This window comes from Alistipes sp. An66, from assembly GCF_002161445.1.
In the GTDB taxonomy this organism is placed as follows: domain Bacteria; phylum Bacteroidota; class Bacteroidia; order Bacteroidales; family Rikenellaceae; genus Alistipes; species Alistipes cottocaccae.
Window position 1 is genome coordinate 1 of the sequence record NZ_NFHT01000008.1, and the last position, 25945, is coordinate 25945.

A 25945-nucleotide genomic window follows, 5' to 3' on the forward strand; every position below is an offset into this window, starting at 1 on the left:
CCGCCCGCGGCCCTCGACGCCCCTTTCAGGGGCCGGGGGTGTCGACAAACAATCGCGGAACCGCTCGCGTGAAACGCGAGTTCGAATCCCGTTTTCCGCTCCAAGAGGGAGGGAGAGCCGAGAGGCTTTCCCTGTTGTTGTATTATGCAGACGCGGGATCCGCTGCCCGCGGCCCTCGACGCCCCTTTCAGGGGCCGGGGGTGCTAACGCTGTCTTGAATTTTGCAGACGGAGGGATTCGCTGCCCCGGCCCCCGACGCCCCTTTCAGGGGCCGGGGGTGCTAACGCTGTCTTGAATTTTGCGGACGGAGGGATTCCCGCCCCGGCCCCCGACACTTCTTTTGGGAACGAAATGAAAAAGCCCGACCTGAAAAGTCGGGCCTCGATTCCATAAAACCGATCAGAAGGCAAACAGATTGATACCAACCTGCAAGTAGCCGTCTTTCAGATCCGGATTCCACATCGCATGCGCAAAACCGGCATATCGAAACGTCCCAGCTTCAACTTGTAGGTCGTGCGCAGCGAAATCTGGTTGATCCCGTCATTCCCGTAGAAATTCGCATCGCCGTCGAGATCGTCCCGGTTGAACGCAAAGGTGCCGCCCAGACCCACATCCACAATCCAGTGCTCGTTGCGGTAGACACTGTATTCGGCCGAAACGAAGGTCGAATACATGTTCTCGCCCGCCACATTCAGGTCCGGCCCGCGAAAATCGTCGCCCAGTAGAGGCGCAGGGGAACGTTCAGCTTCGTGTCGAAGTTGTAGGCCACGCTGAAATCCAGGAAATGGCTCGTCGAGTACTTGTTGTAGTTGAAGATGTCCTTGCTGAACGGCAGTTCCGGCGAGTAGTTGAAGATGTCCCACACGGCGAACGTGAAGCCCGCTACCGAATAGGAAACGTAGTAGTCGAACTCCTTGTAGTCGCCCGTGAAGTCCGTACCGCCCCACAGACCGATCCGAAGTCCGTCGTCGAAGAGCCCCAGATTCAGGTCTGCGGCCAGCACGCCGCCGTCGGCAACCTGCAAGCCGCGCCACAGGTGCATGTTCTGCAAGGTTCCGTTCAAATGCATCCGTGCGGTCTGTCCGAAGGCCGACGCCGAAAGCAGCAGTGCGGCAAAAGCACTGCAAGATGTTTCAGGTTCTTCATGGCTGTACGTTTTTCAGCAGTAAATCACACAATAGAGGGCTGCGGCGAGGAATCCGCCGATGATCGGGCCCACGACGGGAACCCACGAGTAGCCCCAGTCGTTCGAGCCCTTCTCCTTGATCGGCAGAACGGCGTGCGCCAGACGCGGTGCGAGGTCGCGGGCCGGATTGATGGCGTAACCCGTCGTACCGCCCAGCGACATGCCCAGCGCGACGATCAGCATCGCAACGGGGAAGGCCCCCAGAGCACCCATGCCGACTTCCGAAGTGTTGCCGTCGATCGAGAGCGCGAGAATCACGAATACCAGCACGAACGTGCCGACGATCTCACAGAAGAGGTTGCGGCCGTAGTTGCGGATGGCCGGAATCGTACAGAACGTCCCGAGTTTGGTCGCGGGATCCGCCGTGGCGTCGTAGTGGTCCTTGTAGAAGGCGTACACGAGAATCGCACCCACGAAGCCGCCCAACATCTGCGCAACGATATACGGAATGACCATCGGCCACGCGAAGGTCCCGGCGGCTGCCAGTCCCAGCGTCACAGCCGGATTCAGATGCGCTCCGGAGTAGGGGCCCGAGATGAACACACCCAGCATGACGGCAAGACCCCACGCCAGCGTGATAACCACCCAGCCGGCATTCTCGCCCTTGGATTTTTTCAACGTCGTACAGGCGACGACTCCGTCGCCGAAAAGAACCAGCACGGCCGTGCCGATAAACTCGAACAGGCACTTTACAAATACGTCGTTCATGGCTATCAGTTTTAAGGTTTTCAGGTTTTTTCAGGCCTTCCCGGAGTCCCGAAATGCGGGACTCCGGGAAAGCCTTTTGTGCGGGCCGCCGTCGGCGGTCAGCGCTTGGTATAGTCGCTCAACGTGCGCTTCACGGCATCCTCCCAGCCGGATTTCGCCGTGCGGATCCGCTCTTCGTCCCACGAGGGTTCGAAAGCCCGGTCGATCTGCCACTGCTTGCGGATCTCGTCGATGCTCGACCAGTAGCCCACGGCAAGGCCCGCCAGATAGGCCGCACCCAGCGCCGTCGTCTCGACCACCTGCGGACGGATCACCCGTGTGCCCAGAATGTCGGCCTGGAACTGCATCAGCAGGTTGTTGCGCGAAGCGCCGCCGTCGACTTTCAGCTCTTTGAGCGGGATCCCCGCGTCGCGCGACATCGCGGCCGTGATGTCCATCGTCTGGTAGGCGATGCCTTCCAGCGCCGCACGCGCGATGTGGGCCGTCGTCGTGCCGCGGCTGATGCCGATGATCGTGCCGCGCGCGTACTGATCCCACCACGGGGCGCCGAGACCCGTCAGCGCCGGCACGAAGTAGACGCCGTTCGTGTCGGGCACCTGCGAGGCGAGGGCCTCGACCTCCGACGAGGAGTTGATCACGCCCAGACCGTCGCGCAGCCACTGCACGACCGAACCGCCGACAAAGATACTTCCTTCCAGAGCGTAGTTCACCTTGTCGCCGATCTTCCACGCCACGGTCGTGATGAGGTTGTTCTGCGAGAGGATCGGCTTCTCGCCGCTGTTCATCAGCAGGAAGCAGCCCGTGCCGTAGGTGTTCTTCACCATGCCCGGCTCGGTGCACATCTGTCCGAACAGGGCCGCCTGCTGGTCGCCCGCGATTCCCGCAATGGGCACCTTGTGGGCGAAGATCGTCGTCTTCGTGTGTCCGTAGACCTCGCTCGACGACTTCACCTCCGGCATCATCGAGCGCGGGATGTTGAACAGATCCAGCAACTCCTGGTCCCATTCCAGCGTGTTGATGTTGAAGAGCATCGTCCGCGAAGCGTTGCTCACGTCGGTCACGTGCACCTCGCCGCGCGTCAGGCGCCAGATCAGCCACGTGTCCACCGTTCCGAACATCAGCTTGCCCTTCTCGGCGCGTTCGCGGGCCCCGGGGACGTTGTCCAGAATCCATTTGATCTTCGTGGCGCTGAAATAGGCGTCGATGATCAGACCCGTCTTCTGGCGGATCATGTCCGTAAGTCCCTGGCTCTTCAACTCATCGCAGTAGTCCGACGTGCGGCGGTCCTGCCACACGATGGCGTTGTAAACCGGTTCCTCGGTCTCCGAATCCCACACGATGGTCGTTTCGCGCTGGTTCGTGATGCCGATGCCGGCGATGTTCAGTCCGTTGATGTCCAGCATCGTGATCGCCTCGGCGATCACCGAGGCCTGCGACGACCAGATTTCGTGCGGGTCGTGCTCCACCCAACCCGATTTCGGGAAAATCTGACGGAACTCCCGCTGCGCCACGGCGCAGGCCGATCCTTTCTCGTCGAAAACGATGGCCCGGGAGCTGCTCGTCCCCTGGTCAAGTGCAAGAATGTACTGTTTCATAGTCGTTTTATGGTTGGTTTCTGGGGGAAACATCCGTGTCGGGGCCGAAGTCGCTCCGACGCGGCTCCGCTACGCCAGCCGCGAGGCGAGGATGTGCAGCGGGTGTTCGCAGGGTTTCGAGGTCGACATCTCGATCTGCCACTTGCAGGTCTCGCAGTCCGTGGCCACGAGGTCGGCCCCCGACTCCTCGATCTGACGGAACAGCGGAGCCCCGATGGCCTGCGAGACCTCGTAGTTCTCCTTCTTGAATCCGTAGGTGCCGCCGATGCCGCAGCACTGCGAATCGAGCACCGTCACCTCCACGCCGGGAATCATCCGCAGCAGCTCGATCGAGTAGTAGCCCCAGCCCATCTTCTCCATGTGGCACGGCGTGTGGTAGGCCACGCGCAGCGGCGTCGTATCCTTGAATTTCAGCTGCGCCTCGCCCGACCGGATCAGCCGGTAGAGGTAGCGCGTCGCCAGTTCGATGCGGTCGCGCACGTCGCCGTTTTCCAGCCCCAGCAGGTGCGGATACTCGTCGCGCAGCGTGAAGGTACAGGTCGACGAGGTGGTGATCAGATCCAGGTCGCGGCCCTTCACCGACGTGCGGATCGACCGCAGGTTCGTCTCGGCCTGACGCCGCGCCTGCTTGTAGAGTCCGTTCGAGATCAGCGCCACGCCGCAGCACTTCTCCTTGTCGAGCAGCTGCACGCCGTAGCCCAGCGCATTCATGATCCGCAGCAGATCCTTGCCCAGCTGCGGGTTGTTGTAGTTCACGTAGCAGCCGTGGAAATAGGCCACCTGCTTCGGGAAGGCCTCCTGCGCCGCGGCGGCATGCTTGCGGTACCACGACGTAAAGGTGCCGTGGGCGTATTTCGGGAAGATGCGGCGGTGGTCGATGGCCATCACCTTGTCCATCACGAAGCGCACGGGTTTCAGCGCCACGGTCGTGTTGACGATCGGCGCAAAGGGCGTGGCCAGCGTCCCCACGAGGTCCGTATTGGCCAGCACGAAGTTGCGCAGCGACGTGTTGTGCTGCGGCCCGTACTTGATCCGCGCCGCCTGGATGATGTCGCCGATGCGCACGTTCGACGGACACGACACCTCGCAGCGTTTGCAGTTCATGCAGTATTTCAGGGCGCTGTCGAAGAAGTCGGGGCGTTTGAGCCGCAGACGCTCCCCGTCGGGACCGGCCTGTTTCGGCCCCGGATAGTCCGGATTCGCCGCAGCCACCGGGCAGTACACCGTGCAGATCGTACATTTGATGCACTGCTCGAAATTATTCTCGCTGACGCTGTTCTGCTGAATATTCATGGTATGTCGTTTTATTTTGTACCTTTATTTCTCCAATCGGCGTCCGTTGCTTTTCCGGCCGCCATTGCTCGCGGCCCGTGGCCGCGTATTCAAATCCGACCCACCCCCAAACCCCCGCCCCAGGCGGGGGCTTTATGTGGAAGGTTATTCCGCCTGTGGAGTGCCGAAGCCTTCGGGACTGTTTCCTTTAAATTTCAATTCTCCATTCTCAATTTTCAATTTTCAGAATGGTTTCCGCCACATGGAGCGCCGAAAGCAGCGAGACGCCAGCACCGCACTCCTCCTGCACCGGATGGAACCCGGCCAGCCCGGCTCCCGCACAGTAGAGGTTGTCGAGCGCCTTTCCCTCCTTTATGACCCGCAGCGCGGGGTCGGTCTTCACGCCGAAGGCCTGATAGGCCTGCCGGTCGAAGAAGCGCAGCGTGTACCACTCCGAACGGGAGGGCACGAACTCCGTGTCGGCCCCGAAGACCGGCTCGACGATCCGGTCGGGAGTTGCCAGCAGCCCCTTGCTGAAAAAGCTGCCCGTCGCCAGCACGAAATGCGCCGCCTCGAAGGGGATGTTGCCGTGGTTGGCGGTGTAGATCCGCTCCACGCGGGATCCCCGGGTCTCGGCCGACAGCACGCTGTCTCCCAGAAAGTATTCGCCGCCCAGCGCCCGGAAGCGGTGTTGCAGGGCCTGCTGCGCCCGGATGCCCGGGATCGACGGCGGCAGGGTAGGCAGCAGATGGATCGGACACCCGACCCGTGCCCGCAGGAGTTCCAGCGAGTCGTTGCGGTTGATGCCGATCAGCGCCGGAAGGATCAGCGCATCGCACCCCTCGGAGCATCTGTGCAGCTCCGCGGCCAGCGCTTCCAGATCGGCGTCGCGGTCGAAGACCCGGGCGATGTTCGCCGAGCGCATCTCGCTCGGATTCCGCCGGATCTGTTCCAGGTCCGGATGGTTGAAGCTCCCGAAACGGCACTCGACGCCCCGTTTGCGGAACTCCTCGGCGATGAACTCCGGATAGAAGTCCAGAAATCCCTCCACGTTGACGATGCACACCGTCTTGAAGGGCAGCCGGTCCGCGTCGTCGGTCGTGAGGTAGCCGTCGATGGTCAGCCACGTACGCTTCGCCTTGCCCATGGGCGTGATCCGGAAGTGGTTGCGGCGGCTGTCGCCCGCAACCCGGATCCCCGCACTGCGCAGCAGCTCCGCCGCCGTCTCCGCATGGCGGGCGCACCGCTCCGCGCCGATCACGGAGTAGGGGTGCGCCGGAGCGCTCTCCGCCAGGGCGGCGATCCCCGCCACCGGGTCCGTCACGGGCGTCCCGTCGGGCAGACGCCCCAACAGATCGAACGACCCCGACGAGAAGTGGATCGCACTCTGCCCCTGCGAGACGATCGCGCAGCGCTGTCCCGCTTCCGCCAGGCGGATGCCGCACGCCATGCCGGCCAGTCCGCCACCGATGATGACTGTATCGAATCTCATTTTGATGCTGTTTTTGCTTCGTCCGACAATCCGCACACACTCTCGTAGACCCACGTCATGTATTCGCTTTCACGCAGCGTGTCGCCCCAGGCGATCGGGGCCATGCCCTTCCAGCGCTCGTTCAGGAACGACACCAGATCGGCCTTCGCCTTCCGTGCGCAGACCGGGTCGCGGTGACCCATCAGTCCGGCAGCCCGGCAGGCACACAGTTCGCCCTGACACGTTCCCATGCCGATGCGCGTGCGGCGCCGCAGGTCCACGAGGTTGTTCACCGCAAGGTTCTCCAAAGCGTATTCCACCTCGCCGATCGAGACCTCCTCGCACTCGCACACCAGACTGTTCTGGATCGACGTCCGGCTGTCGATCTTCACCGCCTGGTCGCCGTGCCGCGAGATCGACGAGCGGCGCTGCGCCACGGGTTTGTTCCGCAGTTTGCGGTCGACCTCCCGGCGGTCCTCCGTCGAGCCCGGAAGGGGAATCTCCGCCGTGCGGCACCGCTCCGGATTGCCGATCTTCTTGCAGACGAGATCCGTGGCCCATTCGGCCATCAGGCGGTAGGTCATCAGCTTGCCGCCCGTGATGGTGATGAATCCCTCCATGCCGTCGCGCGTGGCGTGGTCCAGCAGTACGATGCCGCGGCTCACCGTGCGGCCGCTCGGATCGTCGTCCGAGGCCACCAGCGGCCGTACACCGGCGTAGGCCCGCAGGATGCGCGTCGTCGCCAGCGACGGAGCCAGCTTCTCGCCCTCGCGCAGCAGCAGATCCACCTCGTCGGGCGTGATGATCATGTTGTCGATCTGGTCGTAGGGGACCTTGCTCGACGTGGTGCCGATCAGCGAGATCGTGTCGCCCGGGACCAGAATGTCGGCATCGGCCGGCTTGCGGCAGCGGTTCAGCACGAGGTTGTTCACCCGGTGTCCGAAGATCAGCAGCGCACCCTTTGCCGGGAGCATGTTGACCGTGATGCCGGCCTTCGCGGCGATGCCGTGGCCCCAGATTCCGCCCGCATTGACGACCACCTGCGCGTAAAACTTCAATTCACAGCGGTTCCGATGGTCGTAGGCCCTTACGCCGACGATGCGGTCCTGTTCGCGCAGCAGCTCCATGACCTCCGTATAGGTTCGGATCTCGGCGCCGTGGGCCCGGGCGTCGAGGACGTTCGACGACGTGAGCCGGAAGGGGTCCACCGCGCCGTCCGGAACCCGCACGGCGCCGATCAGCGCCGGGTTGGCCGACGGTTCCAGCCGCAGCGCCTCCCGGGGGTCGATAATGTCGGCCCGGATGCCGGCGCGGCGGCAGGCATTCACGAAAACGGACTGATATTCCAATCCGTCCTCCGGCAGTGAAATGAACAGTCCGTCGGTCTCCTCGACGCAGTGTGCCGCAATTTTGCGCAGGATCATGTTTTCGCGGATGCACTCCTCGGCCGATTCGTGATCCGTCACGGCATATCGGGCGCCGCTGTGGAGCAGTCCGTGGTTGCGGCCGGTGGCGCCGGTCGAGATGTCGGAGCGTTCCAGCAGCAGGGCCCTGACGCCGCGCAGCGAGCAGTCCCGGGCAATGCCTGCGCCGGTGGCGCCGCCGCCGATGATGATGACATCGTACGTATTGTTCATGGGTCAATGAATTAAGCTACCACAAATATAAGATACTTTTTCGAGAAAAACCAAAATAAAACGAAATATTTTTCATTTTGTTTGGTTTCGAAACAAACGAATATAGGTTTCGAATCGGGATTATACTTCTATTTTATAGGAATTAAATCCGATTATATATTTCGATTCAAAACATCCGGAGCAAAACAGCCTCCCCGACGGGATATGCGCCGCTTCCCGAACGAAAGCGGAAATGCGGGCCGCAGCGCCGCGCCGTCCGTTGCAAAAAACATGTCGGAATCGCTCCGGCCATCCAAATTGTGAATTTTTTAACACTTCCCCGGCCGGACTTGCCAAATAGAAAGGTTTTCGCTACCTTTGAAGGGTATTTCGGCACAGAAGGCCGCTCGCGGCGACATCCGGCGAAACGGCCTCTCCCGCTCCGCGGAGAACGGCACGGGAGCCATCCGGAACCGAAGAAACAAAACACCAAAACCCGAATAAATGGACAACCTGAAAATTGCGGGTCCGGCGCTTCCGGACATGCCGTGGGAGGATCGCCCCGCGGGCTCGAACGAAGTCATGTGGCGCTACTCGGCCAACCCGATCATCGGGCGCCATGCGCTACCGACGTCGAATTCGATCTTCAATTCGGCGGTCGTACCTTTCAAAAAAGGGAAATACAACTACGCCGGGGTCTTCCGCTGCGACGACACCAACCGCCGCATGCGCATCCACGTGGGCTTCTCGGTCGACGGCCTGAAATGGGACATCCGGGAGGAGGACTTCCGACTCACGGGCGCCGACCCCGAAGTGGGCGAATGGGTCTACGGCTACGACCCGCGCGTGGCGAAGATCGACGACCGATACTACGTGACGTGGTGCAACGGCTACCACGGCCCGACGATCGGCGTGGCGTGGACCGAGGACTTCGAGACCTTCCACCAGCTGGAAAACGCCTTCCTGCCCTATAACCGCAACGGTGTGATGTTCCCCCGCAAGATCAACGGCAACTACGCCATGCTGTCGCGCCCGAGCGACACGGGACACACGCCCTTCGGCGACATCTTCTACTCGGAGTCGCCCGACCTCTGCTTCTGGGGGCGCCACCGCCACGTGATGTCGCCCGCCGCGTTCGAACAGTCGGCCTGGCAGTGCATGAAGATCGGCGCCGGCCCCGTGCCCATCGAGACGTCGGAGGGGTGGCTGCTCCTCTACCACGGCGTGCTGCGCTCGTGCAACGGCTATGTCTACGCCTTCGGCTCGGCGCTGCTCGACCTCGACCAGCCCTGGAAGGTTCTGGCCCGCAGCGGCCCCTACCTGATCTCGCCGCGCGAGACCTACGAGTGCATGGGCGACGTCCCGAACGTCACGTTCCCCTGCGCCGCGCTCCATGATCCCGATACGGGGCGTATCGCCGTCTACTACGGATGCGCCGACACGGTTACCGGACTCGCCTTCGGATACATCCCCGAAATCATCGAATTCACGAAGAAAAACTCGATTCTCTGATGCTGCTGCGACGAACGCTCACTTTGGCTGCGCTCGCCGCAGCCTTTTTCGGAGGGCCGCTCCGCGCCTCCGAACCCGCTGCCTGGGTCGACCCCTTCATCGGAACCACCAACTTCGGAACGACGAATCCCGGGGCAGTTCTGCCCAACGGCATGATGTCCGTCGTGCCGTTCAACGTCATGGGCTCCGACACGAACCTCTATGACAAGGATGCCCGCTGGTGGTCGACGCCCTACGAGTACCATAATCGGTTCTTCACGGGATTTGCCCACGGGGCGCTGAGCGGCGTGGGATGCCCCGACATGGGGTCGCTGCTGACGATGGCCACGGCGGGTGAGTTGAACCCCGACTACCGCGAATACGGCTCGGAGTACCGCGACGAGACCGCCTCGCCGGGCTACTACGCCGTGACGCTCTCGAAGTACGGCATCCGGGCCGAAGCCACGGCCACGGCCCGCACGTCGGTGGAGCGCTACACCTTCCCGGGCGGCAAGGGCCATATCCTGTTAAATCTCGGCGAGGGGCTGACGAACGAATCGGGGGCCGTGGTGCGCCGCGTGAGCGAGACGGAGATCGAGGGCATGAAGCTCCTCGGGACCTTCTGCTACAACCCGCAGAAGGTCTTCCCGGTCTACTTCGTGCTGCGCGTCTCGAAGGCGCCGCGCGCCGCGGGCTACTGGAAGAAGCAACGCCCGATGACGGGTGTCGAGGCCGAGTGGACGCCCGACAACGGCAAATACAAACTCTACAACGAATACGGCCGTGAACTGGCCGGCGACGACATCGGCTACTGGTTCACCTACGACGACCTCGCGGAGGGCGAGCAGATCGAGGTGCGGATGGGTATCTCGTACGTCTCGATGGAGAACGCCCGGCGGAACCTCGATGCCGAACAGGCGGCCGGTGCGACCTTCGACACGATCCGCGCGGAGGCCCGCGCACGCTGGAACGCCGACCTGGGGCGCATCCGCGTCGAGGGCGGCACGGACGACCAGCGGAAGGTATTCTATACGGCGCTCTACCACGCGCTGATCCACCCGAACCTGCTGAACGACGTCAACGGCGAATACCCCGTGATGGAGCGTTCGGGAGAGGTGGGCGTGACGGAGGGCGAGCGCTACACGGTCTTCTCGCTGTGGGACACCTGCCGCAACGTCCACCAGCTGCTGACGCTGGTCTATCCCGAGCGGCAGGTGGAGATGGTGCGCTCGATGATCGACATCTCGCGCGAGTGGGGCTGGATGCCCCGCTGGGAGCTCTACGGCCGCGAGACCTTCACGATGGAGGGCGACCCGGCCATTCCGGTGATCGTCGACACCTGGATGAAGGGGCTGCGCGACTTCGACGTCGAAGCGGCCTATGCGGCCTTCCGCCGCTCGGCCACCACGCCCGGTGCGCAGAACCCCCTGCGCCCCGACATCGACCCCTATATTGAAAAAGGGTATATTCCGCTGGGGCTCTACGCACAGGATCTGGCCGGAGACCTCTCCGTGTCGCACGCACTGGAATACTACGTCGCCGACGCCGCGCTGGCTCGCCTGGCCGACTCGCTCGGGAACAAGGAGGATGCGCAGACGTTCCGCCAGCGCTCATTGGGTTACAGACACTATTACTGCCCGGAGTACGGGACGCTGCGCCCGATCAATGAGGACGGTTCGTTCCTCACGCCCTTCGACCCGCGGGCGGGCGAGAACTTCTCCACGGCACCCGGATTCCACGAGGGCTCGTCCTGGAACTACACCTTCTACGTGCCGCACGATGTCGAGGGGCTCGTAAAGTTGATGGGCGGTCGCAAACGCTTCGTCGAGAAGTTGCAGATGGTCTTCGACGAGGGGTTGTACGACCCGGCGAACGAACCCGACATCGCCTATGCGTACCTGTTCAGCCGCTTCCCCGGCGAGGCGTGGCGCACGCAGCGCGAGACGCGGCGCCTGCTCGACAAATACTTCACCGTGCGGCCCGACGGCATTCCGGGCAACGACGACACGGGCACAATGTCGGCCTGGGCTGTATTCACGATGCTGGGCTTCTATCCCGACTGCCCGGGCGAGCCGGCCTACACGCTGACGGCCCCGACCTTCGACCGTGCCGAGATCGACACCCCGCAGGGCGTGCTGGTGATCGAGCGGCAGGGCGAAGGTTACATCCGCCGCATGACGCTCGGCGGCAAACCGCTGACACGATACCGCATCAGCCACGACGCCCTGCTGCGCGGCGGAAAACTCACCTTCGAACTTCAAAACAGCAACCGCAAATGAACCTGCAACGACTTTTGAGCGCAGCCACGCTGCTGACGCTCCTTGCCGCCTGCACGCAACCGCAGGCCACGGAGAGCCCGACCCGCTGGGTCGACCCCCGGATCGGAACCGGCGGACACGGTCACGTCTTCGTCGGGGCGAACGTCCCGTTCGGACTCGTGCAGGTGGGGCCGACGAGTATTCCCCAGGAGTGGGACTGGTGCTCGGGCTACCACATCTCCGATTCCACGGTGATCGGCTTCTCGCACACGCATCTCTCCGGAACGGGCATCGGCGACCTGTTCGACGTCACGGTCATGCCCGTCGTGGGTGAGGTCGTCTGTGCCCGCGGCACGGAGGAGGACCCCGCGTCGGGGCTCTGGTCCCATGCCGACCGTTCGAAGGAGGTCGTACGGCCCGGATACTACGCGGTGCCGCTCGTTCGCTACGGCATTACGGCCGAGATGACCGCCACCTCGCGCGTCGGACTCCACCGCTACACCTTCCCCGCCTCGACGGAGGCCGCCGTGCTCTTCGACCTCGAAAACGGGGGCTGCTGGGACAGGGCCGTCGGAACACACCTCGAACAGATCGACGCGCGTACGATCGCCGGCTGGCGCTACTCGACGGGCTGGGCCCGGGATCAGTGCGTGTGGTTCGTGGCGGAATTTTCGAAGCCCTTCGCGAAGTTCGAGACCGCGGGCGAACACTACGGACGTGCCTCGTTCACGACGACCGACGGCGAACAGCTGCTGGTGAAGGTGGCCCTCTCGCCCGTGAGCATCGAGGGCGCCCGTGCCAACCTCGCGGCAGAACTCCCCGGCTGGGACTTCGAAGCCGTGGCCGCGGCAGCCGATGCGGCGTGGGACAAGGAGCTCTCGAAGGTGCGCATCACAACCTCGGACGAGACGGCACGCCGGATCTTCTACACGGCGCTCTACCACACGATGGTCGCCCCGTCGGAGTTCTGCGACGCCGACGGCACGTACCGCGGGGCCGACGGCCGGGTGCACGAAAATCCTGGCTACAAGACCCATACGACCTTCTCGCTGTGGGACACCTACCGCGCGGCGATGCCACTGATGACGATCCTCCACCCGGAGCGCATGCCCGACATCGTCAACACGATGCTGGCCATCGCCGACGAGCAGGGGCGCCTGCCGGTCTGGCACCTCTGGGGCAATGAAACGGACTGCATGGTGGGTAATCCGGGTATTCCCGTGGTCGCCGACGCCATCGTGAAGGGGATCGGAGGGTTCGACCGCGAGCGCGCCTTCGAGGCGATCCGCCGCACGGCGATGAACCCCGGCCGCGGCAACGGCCTGCGCATGGAGCACGGCTACATTCCGTGCGACCTCTTCAACGAGGCCGTGGCCTACGACATGGAGTATGCGCTGGCCGACGGCGCCGCAGCCCGTGCCGCCGAGGCACTGGGCAAGGCCGACGATGCCCGCTGCTTCACGGAGCGCAGCCGCTCGTACCGCCGCTATTTCGATCCGGCGACGGGCTTCATGCGCGGACGCGACAGCCGCGGCGGGTGGCGCACGCCGTTCAATCCGTTCGCCTCGACGCACCGCGCCGACGACTACTGCGAGGGCAACGCCTGGCAGTACACGTGGCTCGTGCCGCACGATGTCGAGGGGTTGCAGGAGCGCTTCGGAAGCCGCGAGCGGATGCTCGAAAAGTTAGATTCGCTCTTTACGGTGAGCTCCGTCATCGAGGGCGGCGACACGTCGCCCGATATCTCGGGACTGATCGGGCAGTATGCCCACGGCAACGAACCCAGCCACCATATCCTCTACCTCTACACGATGCTGGGCCAGCCGTGGAAGACGGCCGACCGCGTGCGCGAGGTGCTCACGACGCTCTACCATGACCAGCCCGACGGTCTCTCGGGCAACGAGGACGTGGGACAGATGTCGGCATGGTACATCCTCTCGGCAATGGGCATGTACGAAGTCGAGCCGGCAGGCGGACGCTACTGGTTCGGCGTGCCGCTCTTCGACCGGGTCGAGATCGACGTCCCGAACGGAACGTTTGCCATCGAAGCGCGAAACCTCACCCCCGAAAACCGCTATATCCAGCGCGTATGGCTCAACGGCGAGCCCTACACCAAAGGGTGGATCGCGCACGCCGACGTGATGCGGGGCGGAGAACTCGTCTTCGAGATGGGCGCCGAGCCGAAGGTGTGGTACTGCCCCGACGAGCCGGAAGCCTACGCCGACCGGCGCCCCGCCGAGGAGGATCGGCTTTTTAAGTCGGAAGCCGTGGAGGAGGAGATCGCCCGCGTGTGCGGTCTGCTGACCAACGAACGCCTGCGCTGGATGTTCGCCAACTGCTTCCCCAATACGCTCGACACCACGGTCCACTACCGCGAGGACGAAGCGGGGAATCCGCTCACCTATGTATATACGGGCGATATCCCGGCCATGTGGCTCCGCGACTCGGGGGCCCAGGTGTGGCCCTACGTGCAGTTGTGCGGCCGCGACCCGAAGTTGCAGCGGATGATCGCCGGGGTGATCCGCCAGCAGATGCGCCTGATCACCATCGACCCCTACGCCAACGCCTTCAACGACGGCCCGACGGGCGCCGGGGAGGATGTCGGCTATCCGGGGCACGTGCAGAGCCCGTGGGTCTTCGAACGCAAGTGGGAGATCGACTCGCACTGCTATCCGATCCGCCTGGCCCACCACTACTGGAAGACCACGGGCGACGCGTCGGTCTTCGACCGGACGTGGGTCGAGGCCATGCGGGCCGTCCTCCGCACGCTGCGTGAGCAGCAGATGAAGGAGGGTCCGGGCGACTACACCTTCCTGCGCGTCACGGACCGCCAGCTCGATACGCGCTGCCACGTCGGGCGCGGCAATCCCGTGAAGCCCGTGGGGCTGATCGCGTCGGCATTCCGTCCGTCGGACGACGCCACGACCTTCGGATTCCTCATCCCGTCGAATTTCATGGCCGTGACGTCGCTCGGCAAGGCTGCCGAGATTCTCTCGACGGTCAACGGCGAGGAGGAGCTGGCCGCCGAGTGCCGGGCGCTGGCCGACGAGGTGGCCGCCGCACTGCAACAGCATGCCGTGGTCGGCCACCCGAAATACGGGCGGATCTACGCCTTCGAGGTCGACGGCTTCGGCAGCGTGCAGCTGATGGACGACGCCAACGTGCCGTCGCTGCTGGCCATGCCCTACCTGGGCGACGTCGCGCGCACGGATCCCGTCTATGAGAATACGCGCCGCTTCGTATGGAGCGGAGACAACCCCTATTTCTGGCGCGGAGCGGCCGGCGAAGGGATCGGAGGTCCGCACATCGGCGTGGAGATGATCTGGCCGATGAGCATCATGATGCGGGCCTTCACCTCGACCGACGACGCCGAAATCCGCGACTGTCTCGTCGCGCTGATGACCACCGACGCCGGAACGGGCTTCATGCACGAATCCTTCTCGCGGCACGACGCCGCGAACTTCACCCGCGCGTGGTTCGCCTGGCAGAATACGCTCTTCGGCGAGCTGATCCTCAAACTGGTGAACGACGGAAAAACCGACTTGTTGAACTCCATTAACTGATACGAACCGCATGAAAAGATTCTGGATCCTCGCCTGTGCGCTCGGAGCGGCCGCCTGTTGCCAAACGCCGCAGCAGGGGGCGCCGATGCGTCCGACGGAGCATGTCACCACGCTGATGGGCACGCAGTCCGACTACGCACTCTCGACGGGCAACACCTATCCGGCCGTAGCCCTGCCGTGGGGCATGAACTTCTGGACGCCCCAGACCGGTCGGATGGGCGACGGATGGACCTATACCTACGGCGCACATACGCTCCGCGGCCTGAAACAGACCCACCAGCCCTCGCCGTGGATCAACGACTACGGGCAATTCGCCGTAATGCCCGTGCGCGGCGACGACAAACTCGACGAGGAGTCGCGCCAAAGCTGGTTCTCGCACCAATCCGAGGTGGCGAAACCCTATTACTATTCGGTCTATCTGGCCGACCACGACATCGTGGCCGAGGTGACGCCCACGGAGCGCGCCGCCATGATGCGCTTCACGTTCCCCGAGAGCCGCGAGAGCGGGGTGGTGATCGACGCCTTCGACCGCGGCTCGCGCGTGGAGATGGTCGACGACCGAACCGTGGCGGGTTACACCACGCGCAACAGCGGCGGCGTGCCCGACAACTTCCGCAACTGGTTCGTCATCCGCTTCGACAAGCCTTTCGATGCCATTGAACTGACGGACTCCCCCTCGTCCTACCGGGCCGGCAGCCGGCCGCTGTACCCCGAGGGCGGGAAGTCGGTCGAAGGGGAGCATGCCGTGGCGAAGGTGCACTTCGCGACCGAGCGCGGCGAGCAGGTGACGGCCCGCATCGCCTCGTCGTTCATCTCCGCGGAGCAGGCCCTTCGCAACCTCGAAACCGAACTCGGAGCGGATGACTTCGAGACGGTGAAGTCGAAGGCGCAGGCCCGCTGGGACGAGGTGCTGGGACGTATCGAGGTCGCGGGCGGCAGCGTCGACCAGCTGCGCACCTTCTACTCGTGTCTCTACCGCTCGGTGCTCTTCCCGCGCAAGTTCTACGAGATCGACGCCGCAGGGAAGCCGATCCATTACAGCCCCTACAACGGCGAGGTGCGGCCCGGGTACATGTATACCGATACGGGCTTCTGGGATACGTTCCGTTGTCTCTTCCCGCTGCTGAACCTCGTTTATCCGTCGGTCAACGCCGAGATCCAGGCCGGACTGGCCAACACCTGGCGCGAGAGCGGATTCCTGCCCGAATGGGCCTCGCCCGGACACCGCGGCTGCATGGTGGGCAACAACTCGGCTTCGGTCGTCTCGGACGCCATCCTGAAAGGCGTAACGCCCGCAGAGGATGTCGGCGAACTTTACGAGGCGATGATGAGCGGCCGCACGAAGGTCCACCCGGAGATCTCCTCGACGGGACGTCTCGGACACGAATACTACAATACGCTCGGATACGTGCCCTGCAACGTCGGGATCAACGAGAACGTCGCCCGCACGCTGGAATATGCCTACGACGACTGGTGCATCGCCCAAGTGGCCGAAAAGTTAGGCAAGACGGAGGATGCCGCCATGCTCGAAAAGGCGGCGCAGAACTACCGCAACGTCTTCGATGCCGGGACCAAACTCATGCGCGGCCGCAATGCCGACGGCACGTTCCAGACGCCGTTCAGCCCCTACAAGTGGGGCGACGCCTACACCGAAGGAAACGCCTGGCACTATACGTGGTCGGTGTTCCACGACGTCGGGGGACTGGCCGAGCTGATGGGCGGCAAGGAGGAGTTTTCGAAAATGTTGGATTCGGTCTTCGTCGTGCCGCCCGTTTACGACGACAGCTACTACGGAGTGCGCATCCACGAGATCACCGAGATGCAGGTGGCCAACATGGGCAACTACGCCCACGGCAACCAGCCGGCACAACACATGATCTACCTCTACGACTATGCCGGCGAGCCCCACAAGGCGCAGTACTGGGTGCGCGAGGTGATGGACCGTCTCTACAAGGCGCAGCCCGACGGCTACTGCGGCGACGAGGACAACGGACAGACTTCGGCCTGGTACGTCTTCTCGGCCCTGGGGTTCTATCCCGTCTGCCCGGGCGCCGACGAGTACGCCGTCGGAGCCCCGCTGTTCCGCCGCGCGACGATCCACCTCGAAAACGGCGCCAAAATCGAGATCGAGGCCCCGGAAAACAGCCCCGCAAACCGCTACGTCGGCAAGATGTCGGTCGACGGGAAACCCCTTGCGGAGCCTTTCCTCCGCTATTCGGAGTTGAAGGAGGGCGCCACGCTGCGCTTCGACATGCAGGCGGAACCCGCCGTGAAATAGCCAACGACCCCGGATACGGGGCGGACATCCCGAAAAGCGGTGTCCGCCCCTCTCCGGTACGATGCGTCAGGACGGAGAAGGCGGTCAACCAGGCGCGTTTCCGCACATGACCGCAGCCGCGGCGCTCCAAAACGAAAAAACCTTCCGCCGCAGACGGAAGGTTTTCCACACACAAACATTAACAATACAAACAATGCAATGGCTGAAATCTCCGGTTTCATTGTTTACGGAACAAAGGTCGCGCAAAATACCCGAACGGGCAATCGCCATATTTAGGTATTTTTCAAATCCGGCACAGCCAAATTGTCCCTGTCCGGGGCCTGTAAGCCTCTTTTTGTTTTGCAATTCAAAATAATGCACTATATTTGCAGGTGAATTCCAACGAACCGGACGACCGTCCGGTTTCAGAAAATCTCTTTGAACGGAACATTATATGCAGGATCTGAAAGCGCTCGAAGGTAAAACGCTGGCCGAATTGCGCGAGATAGCGAAGGCTGTCGGCATCGGCAATGTCATGGTAAAAAAGCGCCAACTGATAGAAATGATCGCCGGGATCCCGGCGGACACGCCGTCCGCGGAGCCCGCACAAACGGCCCCGGAAACTCCGGCTGCGGAAACCGCAGCGAAGTCCAAACGCGGCCGACGGCCCCGTCTGGCCAAGTCAGAAAAGGCGGCCGGAGAGCCGGAGCCGAATGCCCGCCCGGAGCATGCGGAAGCAGTGACGGGCGAACAGCCGGAGGTGGCAAAGGAACAGACGGCGGAGAAAAAGGACGCGAAATCGGGTAAATTCCAGAAATCACAGAAAAAGGGCGCGGGGCGGCGCACCGCAGCCGCCGACGCGGAACTTGCAACGGATGCGGCGGAACAGCCCGCAGAGACGCTCCCGGCAAACCCGGCCGCAGAAGCCGCAGAGGCCAAGTCCGAAACCAAACGCCGGGGCCGCAAGCCCAAGAACCAGCAGCAGAACCCGCCGTCGGACGACGAGGCACAGGCCGCACAGCAACAGACCGGGCATGCCGAACGGTCGCTGGACGACGAGATCATCACGAAGGATGACTTCGCCGGCGAGATCGAGGGCGAGGGCGTGCTGGAAATCATGCCCGACGGCTACGGATTCCTCCGTTCGGCGGACTACAACTACCTCAATTCCCCGGACGACGTCTACGTCTCGCCCTCGCAGATCAAGCTCTTCGGGCTGAAACCCGGCGACACGGTGAACGGTGCGATCCGTCCCCCGAAGGAGGGCGAGAAGTACTTCCCGCTGGTGCGCGTGAACGAGATCAACGGGCTGAAACCCGAGTATATCCGCGACCGCGTGCAGTTCGAATACATGACCCCGCTCTTCCCGAGCGAGAAGTTCTGCCTGACGGGCAACGGACACAACAACATGTCGACGCGCATCGTCGACCTCTTCTCGCCGATCGGCAAGGGGCAGCGCGCGCTGATCGTCGCACAGCCCAAGACGGGTAAGACGATGCTGCTGCAATCGATCGCCAACGCCATTGCGGACAACCATCCGGAGGTCTACATGATCGTGCTGCTGATCGACGAACGCCCGGAGGAGGTGACCGAAATGGCCCGCAACGTGAAGGCCGAGGTCGTCGCCTCGACCTTCGACGAGCAGGCCTCGCGCCATGTGAAGGTCGCCGAAATGGTCCTCGAAAAGGCCAAACGCATGGTCGAATGCGGCCACGACGTGGTGATCTTCCTCGACTCGATCACGCGCCTGGCACGCGCCTACAACTCCGTGCAGCCGGCATCGGGCAAGGTCCTCTCCGGAGGTGTCGACGCAAACGCCCTGCACAAGCCCAAGCGCTTCTTCGGCGCCGCGCGCAACACCGAGGAGAAGGGTTCGCTGACGATCATCGCCACAGCCCTGATCGACACCGGTTCGAAGATGGACGAGGTGATCTTCGAGGAGTTCAAGGGTACGGGAAACATGGAGTTGCAGTTGGACCGCAAGCTGGCCAACAAGCGCGTCTACCCGGCCGTCGACGTCATTGCGTCGGGTACGCGCCGCGAAGACCTGCTGCTGCCGCGCGACGTGATGAACCGCACGTGGGTGCTGCGCAAATACCTCTCGGACATGACGCCCGTCGAGGCCATGGAGTTCCTCCAAAAGCAGATGGGCCTGACCGATACGAACGAGGAGTTCCTCGCCACGATGAACCATTAGTCCGGAAGGGGCCAGAGAGAAGGAGAGAAGGGGAGAAGGAGAGAAGGAGAGAAGGAGAGAAGGGGAGAAGGAGAGAAGGAGAGAAGGAGAGAAGGAGAGAAGGAGAGAAGGAGAGAAGAGTGGGGAGACAGGAAGAAAAAGCGAGAGTTCGGAAGCAACGATGAAGAAGCTGATTACAATAGTGTTGGGGCTGGTTATTTCCAGCGCTGCTTTCGGTTGGGGACAAAAGGGACACGACGTCGCGGCCGCCATTGCCGAGCGGCATCTCACCCGGAAGGCGGCCAGAGAGGTGCGGCGCGTACTGAACGGGCTCTCGCCGGTCTATGTCGCCAACTGGATGGACAATGCCAGCCATACGCCCCTGTATGCCCATACGAAGACGTGGCACTACTTCAATATCGCCCCGGATGGAGAGATCGAAACCACCGAACGTCTCCCCGAAGGGGATGTCCTGCGGGCCGTAACCGATCTGACCGCGCAGCTCAAAAGCGGGAGTCTCGAAGCCGGGGAGGAGGAGACGGCCCTGCGGATGCTGATCCACCTGGTCGGCGACATGCACTGCCCGATGCACCTGGGACATGCCGAGGATCTGGGCGGCAACCGGATCAAAGTCCGCTTCTTCGGCCGCGAAACGAACCTCCACACGGTCTGGGACACCGATCTGGTGGAGGCTGCGCACCGTTGGAGCTATTCCGAATGGGCCGAACAGATCGACAACGGACTGAAAAAGAACGACTTCCGGCAGATCGCCTCCGGCACCCCGGAGGAGTGGGTGCGCGAAACCCTCGGACTCTGCACCCGGATCTATGCCGACACGCCCGAAGGAACGGAGATCTCCTACGACTACGTGGCACGCTATGCCCCGATCATCGAAAGCCAGCTGCTGCGGGCCGGGCTTCGGCTGGCGCATCTGCTGAACGAAATCTACGGATAACCGGACGGGGCAGGCAGACAATCAACGACATACGCCCGCAGGTCGCCAAACCTGCGGGCGTTTTCGTGCAGACACCCGAACGAAGTGCGGCGGCCCGAAATCCGGAAAATCGGTAACAAGATCCGTAATTCGGGGCGTTCGGAATCCGACTTTTCGACGTATCTTTGTGCGGACAACGGAGAAACCGATAGAATAGATATGGAATACAGGACACTGGGCCGAACGGGCCTGCGCGTGAGTGCCGTGGCGCTCGGATGCGAGGGGTTCATGGAGAAGAGCGCCGAGGAGGTCTGCGCGGATTTCGACTTCGCCATCGCCCGCGGCATCAACTTCGTCGACATCTACTCGCCGAACCCGCAGCTGCGCGAAAACATCGGCGCCGCTCTCGAAGGCCGCCGCGGGAATTTCATCATCCAGGGACACCTCTGCACCGTCTGGGAGGAGGACCAGTACCTCCGCACGCGCGATCCGGAAAAGACCCGCGCGTCGTTCGAAACCCAGCTGCAACAGCTCCGGACCGACTACCTCGACATCGGGATGATCCACTACATCGACGCCGAGGAGGATTTCCGCCGCGTCTTCGACGGCGAGATCCTCCGCCATGCCCGCCGGCTCCGCAGCGAAGGCCGCATCCGGGCTCTCGGCATCAGCAGCCACAACCCGAAGGTGGCCCGCATGGCCGTCGAAAGCGGGGAGGTCGACGTGGTGATGTTCTCGATCAACCCGGCCTACGACCTGCAACCCGCCGGCGACGACGTCGATGCGCTGTGGGCCGAGGAGAGCTACGCCCGGGCGCTGCACAACATCGACCCCGAGCGCGAAAGTCTCTACGAACTCTGCGAACGCCGCGGCGTAGGAATCGACGTGATGAAGGTCTACGGCGGCGGTGACCTGTTGAGCGAAACGAACTCGCCGTTCGGACGGGCGCTGACTCCCGTGCAATGCCTCGAATATGCCCTGACGCGCCCCGGCGTGGCTGCCGTGATGGTCGGATGCCGCAGCCGCGGGGAGATTGCCGCCGCGCTGGCCTGGTGCACGGCTCCGGCCGGGGAACGCGACTATGCACCGGTCTTGCAGGGTCTGGAACGCTTCACCTGGCAGGGACACTGCATGTACTGCGGACACTGCGCCCCCTGCACCGCCGGAATCGACATCGCTGCGGTGAACAAGTTCTATAACCTCACGGTTGCCGAAGAGGGCCTTCCCGAGACGGTCCGCGAACACTACCGCACGCTGCGGCACCACGCCTCGGAGTGCGTCGCCTGCGGGGCCTGCGAGACCCGATGCCCGTTCGGGGTGGAGATCATCGCCGCGATGCGGCGGGCCGCAGAGCGGTTCGGATACTGACCGGAGGAGCCGGAAAAAGGACAGCAGGAACAGCTTCCCGCCCCGACAAGACACGACAAGACAAGACACAACGATTGAACCATCCCAACACATGAACACAAACCCGGACAACAAAGACCGACAAGCCGTGGAACGACTCCTCGCCGAAGGGTGTTCGTGCGTCATCCGCAACGGTGAGACGATGCGTTCGTTCCATGAGCGGGGCGTCAGCGACCTCTGGCGGCTCCTGCACGAGGAACCCGAACTGCTGCACGGCGCCTTTGTCGCCGACAAGGTCGTCGGGAAGGGTGCCGCAGCGCTGATGGCCGCCGGAGGCGTGCGGGGCGTCTTCGCCCGCACGGTGAGCCGCCCGGCCCTCGACCTGCTCTCCGAAGCCGGCATCCCCGTGGAGTACGAACGCCTCGTCCCGAACATCATCAACCGCGCCGGCAACGGCATCTGCCCCGTGGAGAGCCTTTGCGCCGACGCCCGAACCCCGGAGGAGTGCCTGCCCCGCATCGGGGAGTTCGTCCGCCGGATGAAGATGCAAAATACCCCCACAGCACAATGAGAAGAGGTCGAAAAATAGGGATTCTTGCCGCCGTCGGCCTGGGATTCGCCGCGGCGGCCCTCGGGGCTCCGGCTCCGGAGCGATTTCCTGCGGCGGCGACACCCGCCGAAACGGCCATGCCCGCCGCCGAAGTGCGTATCGTCGAGACGGAACGCCCGGCCCGTGATCTGCCGATCGACTCGGTCGTGGTCACCGGAACGCGCTACGCCGCGGACATCCGCCACCTGCCGATGTCGGTGTCGGTCGTCGGACGCCCGGCCATCGAACAGCGACACGAGGCATCGCTGCTGCCGCTGCTCACGGAGCAGGTGCCGGGACTCTTCGTCACGGCGCGCGGCGTGATGGGATACGGGGTCTCGACGGGTGCGGCCGGCGGCATGAGCCTGCGCGGCATCGGCGGAGGCTCGGCAGCCCAGATGCTCGTGCTCATCGACGGACACCCGCAATACATGGGGTTGTTCGGCCATCCGATCGCCGATGCCGCGCAGTCGATGCTCGCCGAGCGCGTCGAGGTCGTACGCGGCCCGGCGTCGGTGCTCTACGGTTCGAACGCCATGGGCGGCGTCATCAACATCGTCACGCGCCAGCAGCGCGAGGAGGGCGTGCGGACCGATCTCGACGTGAGCTTCGGTTCGTGGAACACCTTGCAGGCAGAAGCGGCCAACCGCATCCGCAAGGGGCGCTTTTCGAGCGTCGTGACCGCCTCGTACAACCGCACCGACGGCCATCGCGCCGACATGGGGTTCGAGCAGTACGGCGGCTATGCGAAAGTGGGGTATGCGATCTCGCGTCACTGGAAGGCCTCGGCCGACGTCAACGTGACCCATTTCAACGCCTCGAACCCGGGGCCGGTCACCGGGCGGATCTACGACAACGACTCGCGCATCACGCGCGGCATGACCTCCGTGGCGCTGACCAACGAATACGACCGCACCTCCGGAGCGCTGACCTTCTTCTACAACTGGGGCCGCCACCGCATCAACGACGGCTATAAAACCGGCGAAGAGCCGCTCGACTACCGGTTCCATTCGCGCGACCGGATGCTCGGCCTATCGCTCCACCAGAGCACGACGCTCTGGCAGGGGGCCCGGCTGACGGCCGGCATCGACTGGCAGCACTTCGGCGGCGAAGCCTGGAACCGCGCGGTGGCGGACGGCAGCGAGACGTCGATCATCGACCGCACGGAGGACGAGGTGGCCGGATATGCCGAATTCCGGCAGCTTGTCGGACGCTTCACCTTCGATGCCGGGCTGCGCGTCGACCACCACACGCGCACCGGCACGGAGTGGGTGCCGCAGTTCGGCATTTCGTGGCAGGCCACCCGCGACGGCGTGCTGAAAGCCTCGGCAAGCAAGGGCTTCCGCAATCCCGTACTGCGGGATCTCTACATGTTCGGGGTCAAGAATCCCGCCCTGCGCCCCGAACGGCTGTGGAACTACGAACTGGCGTGGAGCCAGCGCCTCGCGGACGGACGCCTGTCATACGGCGTCAACCTCTTCTATATCAACGGTGAGGGGATCATCCAGACCGGCATGCGCGACGGTCGTCCGATCCTGTTGAACCAGGCGCGGATCGAGAATACGGGTATCGAGGCCAACGTCGCCTGGCGGATCGCCGCGGCCTGGAGCCTCGACGCCAATTACAGCTGGCTCCGCATGGAGTATCCCGTGCTGGCATCGCCCGAGCACAAACTCTACGCCGGAGCGAACTTTTCCAAAAAGCGCTGGACGGTCGCGGCCGGCGTGCAGTATGTCGAAGGACTTTACACGTCGGTGGATCCGGAAATTCAGGAAAATTTCGTACTTTTGAACCTGCGGGCCTCATTCCGGGCGAACCGCCGGCTGACGATCTACGCCCGGGGCGAAAACCTCCTCGCACAGGCGTATGAAATCAATGCCGGATATCCCATGCCGCGCGCCACGGCATTCGCCGGCGTAAGGTTGAACTTTTAATTGAAATGAATATGGCAACAAATTCTGTTTCACTCCACTCCTTGGAGTACAAGAACGCAGCGACCTACTGGATTGCCGCACTCTTCGTCATCGGCAACATCGCCCTGCCGCAATTGTGCCACCTCGTGCCGTCGGGCGGCCCGATGCTCCTGCCGATCTACTTCTTCACGCTCGTCGCAGCCTACAAGTACGGCTGGAAAGTCGGGGTGCTGACCGCCGTTGCGTCGCCGCTGGTCAACTCGGCTCTCTTCGCCATGCCGGCCCCGGCCGTCCTGCCGGCCATCCTCACGAAGTCGCTCCTGCTCGCCGCAGCCGCCGGATTCGCAGCCCGGAAGTTCCGCCGCGTATCGCTGCTCCTGCTCCTCGGCGTGGTGCTCTTCTATCAGGTGATCGGCTCGGCTGCCGAATGGGCCCTGACGGGCAGTCTCTCCGCCGCCATGCAGGACTTCCGCATCGGGATTCCCGGCATGCTGCTCCAAATCTTCGGAGGATATCTCTTCATCAAACACCTCAAATAATGATCGCAAAAGTCTGTATGTGTGCGTTTTTCATGCAGTTCGCAGCCGCAACTGCCGGATGTGCCGCCAACCCCGGCAAGGAGGATGCGACAGCTGCGCCTGCCAAGGTCTACATGACCCGCGACATCTCGCCCGCCGGTCTGAAAGCCGTCTATGAGGCGCTCGGACGTCCTGCCGAAGGCCGGAAGGTCGCCGTGAAGCTCTCGACCGGCGAACCCGGCGGCAACAACTACCTCAAACCGGCCCTGATCGGCGATCTGGTCCGCGAAGTCAAGGGCACGATCGTCGAATGCAACACCGCCTACGGCGGAGGTCGCGCCGCCACGGAAGACCACCTCAAAGCTGCGGCCGACCACGGTTTCACGGCCATTGCCCCGGTCGACATCATGGATGCCGAGGGCGAGGTGCGGCTGCCCGTCGAGGGCGGTCGGCACCTGGCATACGACATCGTCGGATCGCACTTCATGGAGTACGACTTCGTCGTCGTGCTCTCGCACTTCAAGGGACACGCCATGGGCGGATTCGGCGGCGCCATCAAGAACATCTCCATCGGCATCGCCTCCTCGGCCGGAAAGGCCTGGATTCACTCCGCCGGAAAAACCACCGACGTCGGCAAGGTCTGGGGGAACCTTCCCCCGCAGGACGACTTCCTCGAAGCTATGGCCGAAGCCGCCCGGGCAATCGTCGACCACTGCGGCGAACGGATCCTCTACATCAACGTGATGAACAACCTCTCGGTCGACTGCGACTGCGACGCCCATCCCGAACCGCCCCGCATGGGCGACATCGGCATCCTCGCGTCGCTGGACCCCGTCGCCCTGGACAAGGCGTGCGTCGATCAGGTCTACGCCTCGCCCGACGAGGGAAAGGTCCATCTGATCGAACGCATGGAGTCGCGACACGGCATCCACACGCTCGAACATGCCGAAGCCCTCGGCATCGGTTCGCAGCAATACGAACTGGTCGATCTGGACAAATAGGGGAGGAACCCCGGCGTGTCCGGCATGTCCGGCGCGGGCAGAAGGCCGGG

18 protein-coding genes are annotated in these 25945 nt (G+C 63.4%); 11 read left to right on the forward strand and 7 right to left on the reverse strand.

Annotation, left to right across the window (positions count from 1 at the left end; genetic code table 11):
• Positions 1 to 443 precede the first annotated feature (443 nt).
• The 7 genes from B5G16_RS06855 to glpA all read right to left on the reverse strand — a co-directional run bounded on the left by B5G16_RS06855 (position 444) and on the right by glpA (position 7869).
• Positions 444 to 674, reverse strand: a complete 231-nt coding sequence (locus tag B5G16_RS06855) for a hypothetical protein (RefSeq protein ID WP_087262582.1) — start codon at positions 672 to 674, stop codon at positions 444 to 446.
• Positions 675 to 691: 17 nt separating this feature from the next.
• Positions 692 to 1063 (reverse strand): hypothetical protein, encoded by a 372-nt coding sequence (locus B5G16_RS06860; RefSeq protein ID WP_162612035.1) that lies wholly within the window; start codon positions 1061 to 1063, stop codon positions 692 to 694.
• 96 nt (positions 1064 to 1159) lie between these two features.
• Positions 1160 to 1894: an MIP/aquaporin family protein gene (locus B5G16_RS06865; protein ID WP_087262588.1), complete on the reverse strand. Its 735-nt coding sequence runs from the start codon at positions 1892 to 1894 to the stop codon at positions 1160 to 1162.
• A gap of 98 nt (positions 1895 to 1992) precedes the next feature.
• Positions 1993 to 3489 (reverse strand): glycerol kinase GlpK, encoded by a 1497-nt coding sequence (gene glpK, locus B5G16_RS06870; RefSeq protein ID WP_087262590.1) that lies wholly within the window; start codon positions 3487 to 3489, stop codon positions 1993 to 1995.
• Between the two features lie 69 nt (positions 3490 to 3558).
• Positions 3559 to 4782 carry an anaerobic glycerol-3-phosphate dehydrogenase subunit GlpC gene (gene glpC / locus B5G16_RS06875; protein WP_087262592.1) on the reverse strand — a complete coding sequence of 408 codons (1224 nt, stop codon included), beginning with the start codon at positions 4780 to 4782 and terminating at the stop codon, positions 3559 to 3561.
• 208 nt (positions 4783 to 4990) lie between these two features.
• A complete protein-coding gene (gene glpB / locus B5G16_RS06880; RefSeq protein ID WP_087262594.1) occupies positions 4991 to 6253 on the reverse strand; it encodes a glycerol-3-phosphate dehydrogenase subunit GlpB in 1263 nt (420 codons plus the stop codon).
• Positions 6250 to 7869, reverse strand: a complete 1620-nt coding sequence (glpA, locus tag B5G16_RS06885) for an anaerobic glycerol-3-phosphate dehydrogenase subunit A (protein ID WP_087262596.1) — start codon at positions 7867 to 7869, stop codon at positions 6250 to 6252. Before glpA ends, glpB begins: the two co-directional genes overlap by 4 nt.
• Before the next feature lie 483 nt (positions 7870 to 8352).
• On the opposite strand from glpA, the gene B5G16_RS06890 reads away from it, so the two are divergent.
• The 11 genes from B5G16_RS06890 (at position 8353) to B5G16_RS06940 (ending at position 25895) form a co-directional block, all read left to right on the forward strand.
• Positions 8353 to 9360, forward strand: coding sequence for a glycoside hydrolase family 130 protein (locus tag B5G16_RS06890; RefSeq protein ID WP_087262598.1), 1008 nt, complete (start codon positions 8353 to 8355; stop codon positions 9358 to 9360).
• A complete protein-coding gene (locus B5G16_RS06895; RefSeq protein WP_087262600.1) occupies positions 9360 to 11618 on the forward strand; it encodes a GH92 family glycosyl hydrolase in 2259 nt (752 codons plus the stop codon). The genes B5G16_RS06890 and B5G16_RS06895 overlap by 1 nt, the downstream gene beginning before the upstream one ends.
• The gene (locus B5G16_RS06900; protein WP_087262602.1) at positions 11615 to 15160 is read left to right on the forward strand and encodes a GH92 family glycosyl hydrolase; all 3546 of its coding nucleotides are present in this window, start codon (positions 11615 to 11617) and stop codon (positions 15158 to 15160) included. Before B5G16_RS06895 ends, B5G16_RS06900 begins: the two co-directional genes overlap by 4 nt.
• Positions 15161 to 15170: 10 nt before the next feature.
• The gene (locus tag B5G16_RS06905; protein WP_087262604.1) at positions 15171 to 17438 is read left to right on the forward strand and encodes a GH92 family glycosyl hydrolase; all 2268 of its coding nucleotides are present in this window, start codon (positions 15171 to 15173) and stop codon (positions 17436 to 17438) included.
• 433 nt (positions 17439 to 17871) lie between these two features.
• On the forward strand, positions 17872 to 19614 hold the full coding sequence (rho, locus tag B5G16_RS06910; RefSeq protein WP_087262606.1) for a transcription termination factor Rho: 1743 nt from the start codon (positions 17872 to 17874) through the stop codon (positions 19612 to 19614).
• A 160-nt stretch (positions 19615 to 19774) separates the two neighbouring features.
• Positions 19775 to 20548: a S1/P1 nuclease gene (locus B5G16_RS06915; protein ID WP_087262608.1), complete on the forward strand. Its 774-nt coding sequence runs from the start codon at positions 19775 to 19777 to the stop codon at positions 20546 to 20548.
• 198 nt (positions 20549 to 20746) lie between these two features.
• Positions 20747 to 21895 (forward strand): aldo/keto reductase, encoded by a 1149-nt coding sequence (locus B5G16_RS06920; protein ID WP_087262610.1) that lies wholly within the window; start codon positions 20747 to 20749, stop codon positions 21893 to 21895.
• Between the two features lie 127 nt (positions 21896 to 22022).
• Positions 22023 to 22445 (forward strand): DUF1893 domain-containing protein, encoded by a 423-nt coding sequence (locus B5G16_RS06925; protein ID WP_442856540.1) that lies wholly within the window; start codon positions 22023 to 22025, stop codon positions 22443 to 22445.
• 116 nt (positions 22446 to 22561) lie between these two features.
• The gene (locus tag B5G16_RS06930; RefSeq protein WP_087262614.1) at positions 22562 to 24397 is read left to right on the forward strand and encodes a TonB-dependent receptor; all 1836 of its coding nucleotides are present in this window, start codon (positions 22562 to 22564) and stop codon (positions 24395 to 24397) included.
• Positions 24398 to 24408: 11 nt separating this feature from the next.
• Positions 24409 to 24915, forward strand: a complete 507-nt coding sequence (locus tag B5G16_RS06935; RefSeq protein ID WP_087262616.1) for an ECF transporter S component — start codon at positions 24409 to 24411, stop codon at positions 24913 to 24915.
• A 32-nt stretch (positions 24916 to 24947) separates the two neighbouring features.
• The gene (locus B5G16_RS06940) at positions 24948 to 25895 is read left to right on the forward strand and encodes a DUF362 domain-containing protein (RefSeq protein ID WP_239406022.1); all 948 of its coding nucleotides are present in this window, start codon (positions 24948 to 24950) and stop codon (positions 25893 to 25895) included.
• The last annotated feature ends 50 nt before the right edge of the window (positions 25896 to 25945 follow it).

Bases quoted from the DNA above. Each gene is read 5' to 3' on its own strand.
- B5G16_RS06930 (WP_087262614.1), top strand. From the start codon at position 22,562: ATGCCCGCCGCCGAAGTGCGTATCGTCGAGACGGAACGCCCGGCCCGT.
- glpB (WP_087262594.1), bottom strand. From the start codon at position 6,253: ATGAGATTCGATACAGTCATCATCGGTGGCGGACTGGCCGGCATGGCG.
- rho (WP_087262606.1), top strand. From the start codon at position 17,872: ATGCAGGATCTGAAAGCGCTCGAAGGTAAAACGCTGGCCGAATTGCGC.
- glpC (WP_087262592.1), bottom strand. From the start codon at position 4,782: ATGAATATTCAGCAGAACAGCGTCAGCGAGAATAATTTCGAGCAGTGC.
- glpA (WP_087262596.1), bottom strand. From the start codon at position 7,869: ATGAACAATACGTACGATGTCATCATCATCGGCGGCGGCGCCACCGGC.
- glpK (WP_087262590.1), bottom strand. From the start codon at position 3,489: ATGAAACAGTACATTCTTGCACTTGACCAGGGGACGAGCAGCTCCCGG.
- B5G16_RS06890 (WP_087262598.1), top strand. From the start codon at position 8,353: ATGGACAACCTGAAAATTGCGGGTCCGGCGCTTCCGGACATGCCGTGG.
- B5G16_RS06895 (WP_087262600.1), top strand. From the start codon at position 9,360: ATGCTGCTGCGACGAACGCTCACTTTGGCTGCGCTCGCCGCAGCCTTT.
- B5G16_RS06935 (WP_087262616.1), top strand. From the start codon at position 24,409: ATGGCAACAAATTCTGTTTCACTCCACTCCTTGGAGTACAAGAACGCA.
- B5G16_RS06940 (WP_239406022.1), top strand. From the start codon at position 24,948: ATGCAGTTCGCAGCCGCAACTGCCGGATGTGCCGCCAACCCCGGCAAG.
- B5G16_RS06915 (WP_087262608.1), top strand. From the start codon at position 19,775: ATGAAGAAGCTGATTACAATAGTGTTGGGGCTGGTTATTTCCAGCGCT.
- B5G16_RS06905 (WP_087262604.1), top strand. From the start codon at position 15,171: ATGAAAAGATTCTGGATCCTCGCCTGTGCGCTCGGAGCGGCCGCCTGT.
- B5G16_RS06855 (WP_087262582.1), bottom strand. From the start codon at position 674: ATGTATTCGACCTTCGTTTCGGCCGAATACAGTGTCTACCGCAACGAG.
- B5G16_RS06920 (WP_087262610.1), top strand. From the start codon at position 20,747: ATGGAATACAGGACACTGGGCCGAACGGGCCTGCGCGTGAGTGCCGTG.
- B5G16_RS06900 (WP_087262602.1), top strand. From the start codon at position 11,615: ATGAACCTGCAACGACTTTTGAGCGCAGCCACGCTGCTGACGCTCCTT.
- B5G16_RS06865 (WP_087262588.1), bottom strand. From the start codon at position 1,894: ATGAACGACGTATTTGTAAAGTGCCTGTTCGAGTTTATCGGCACGGCC.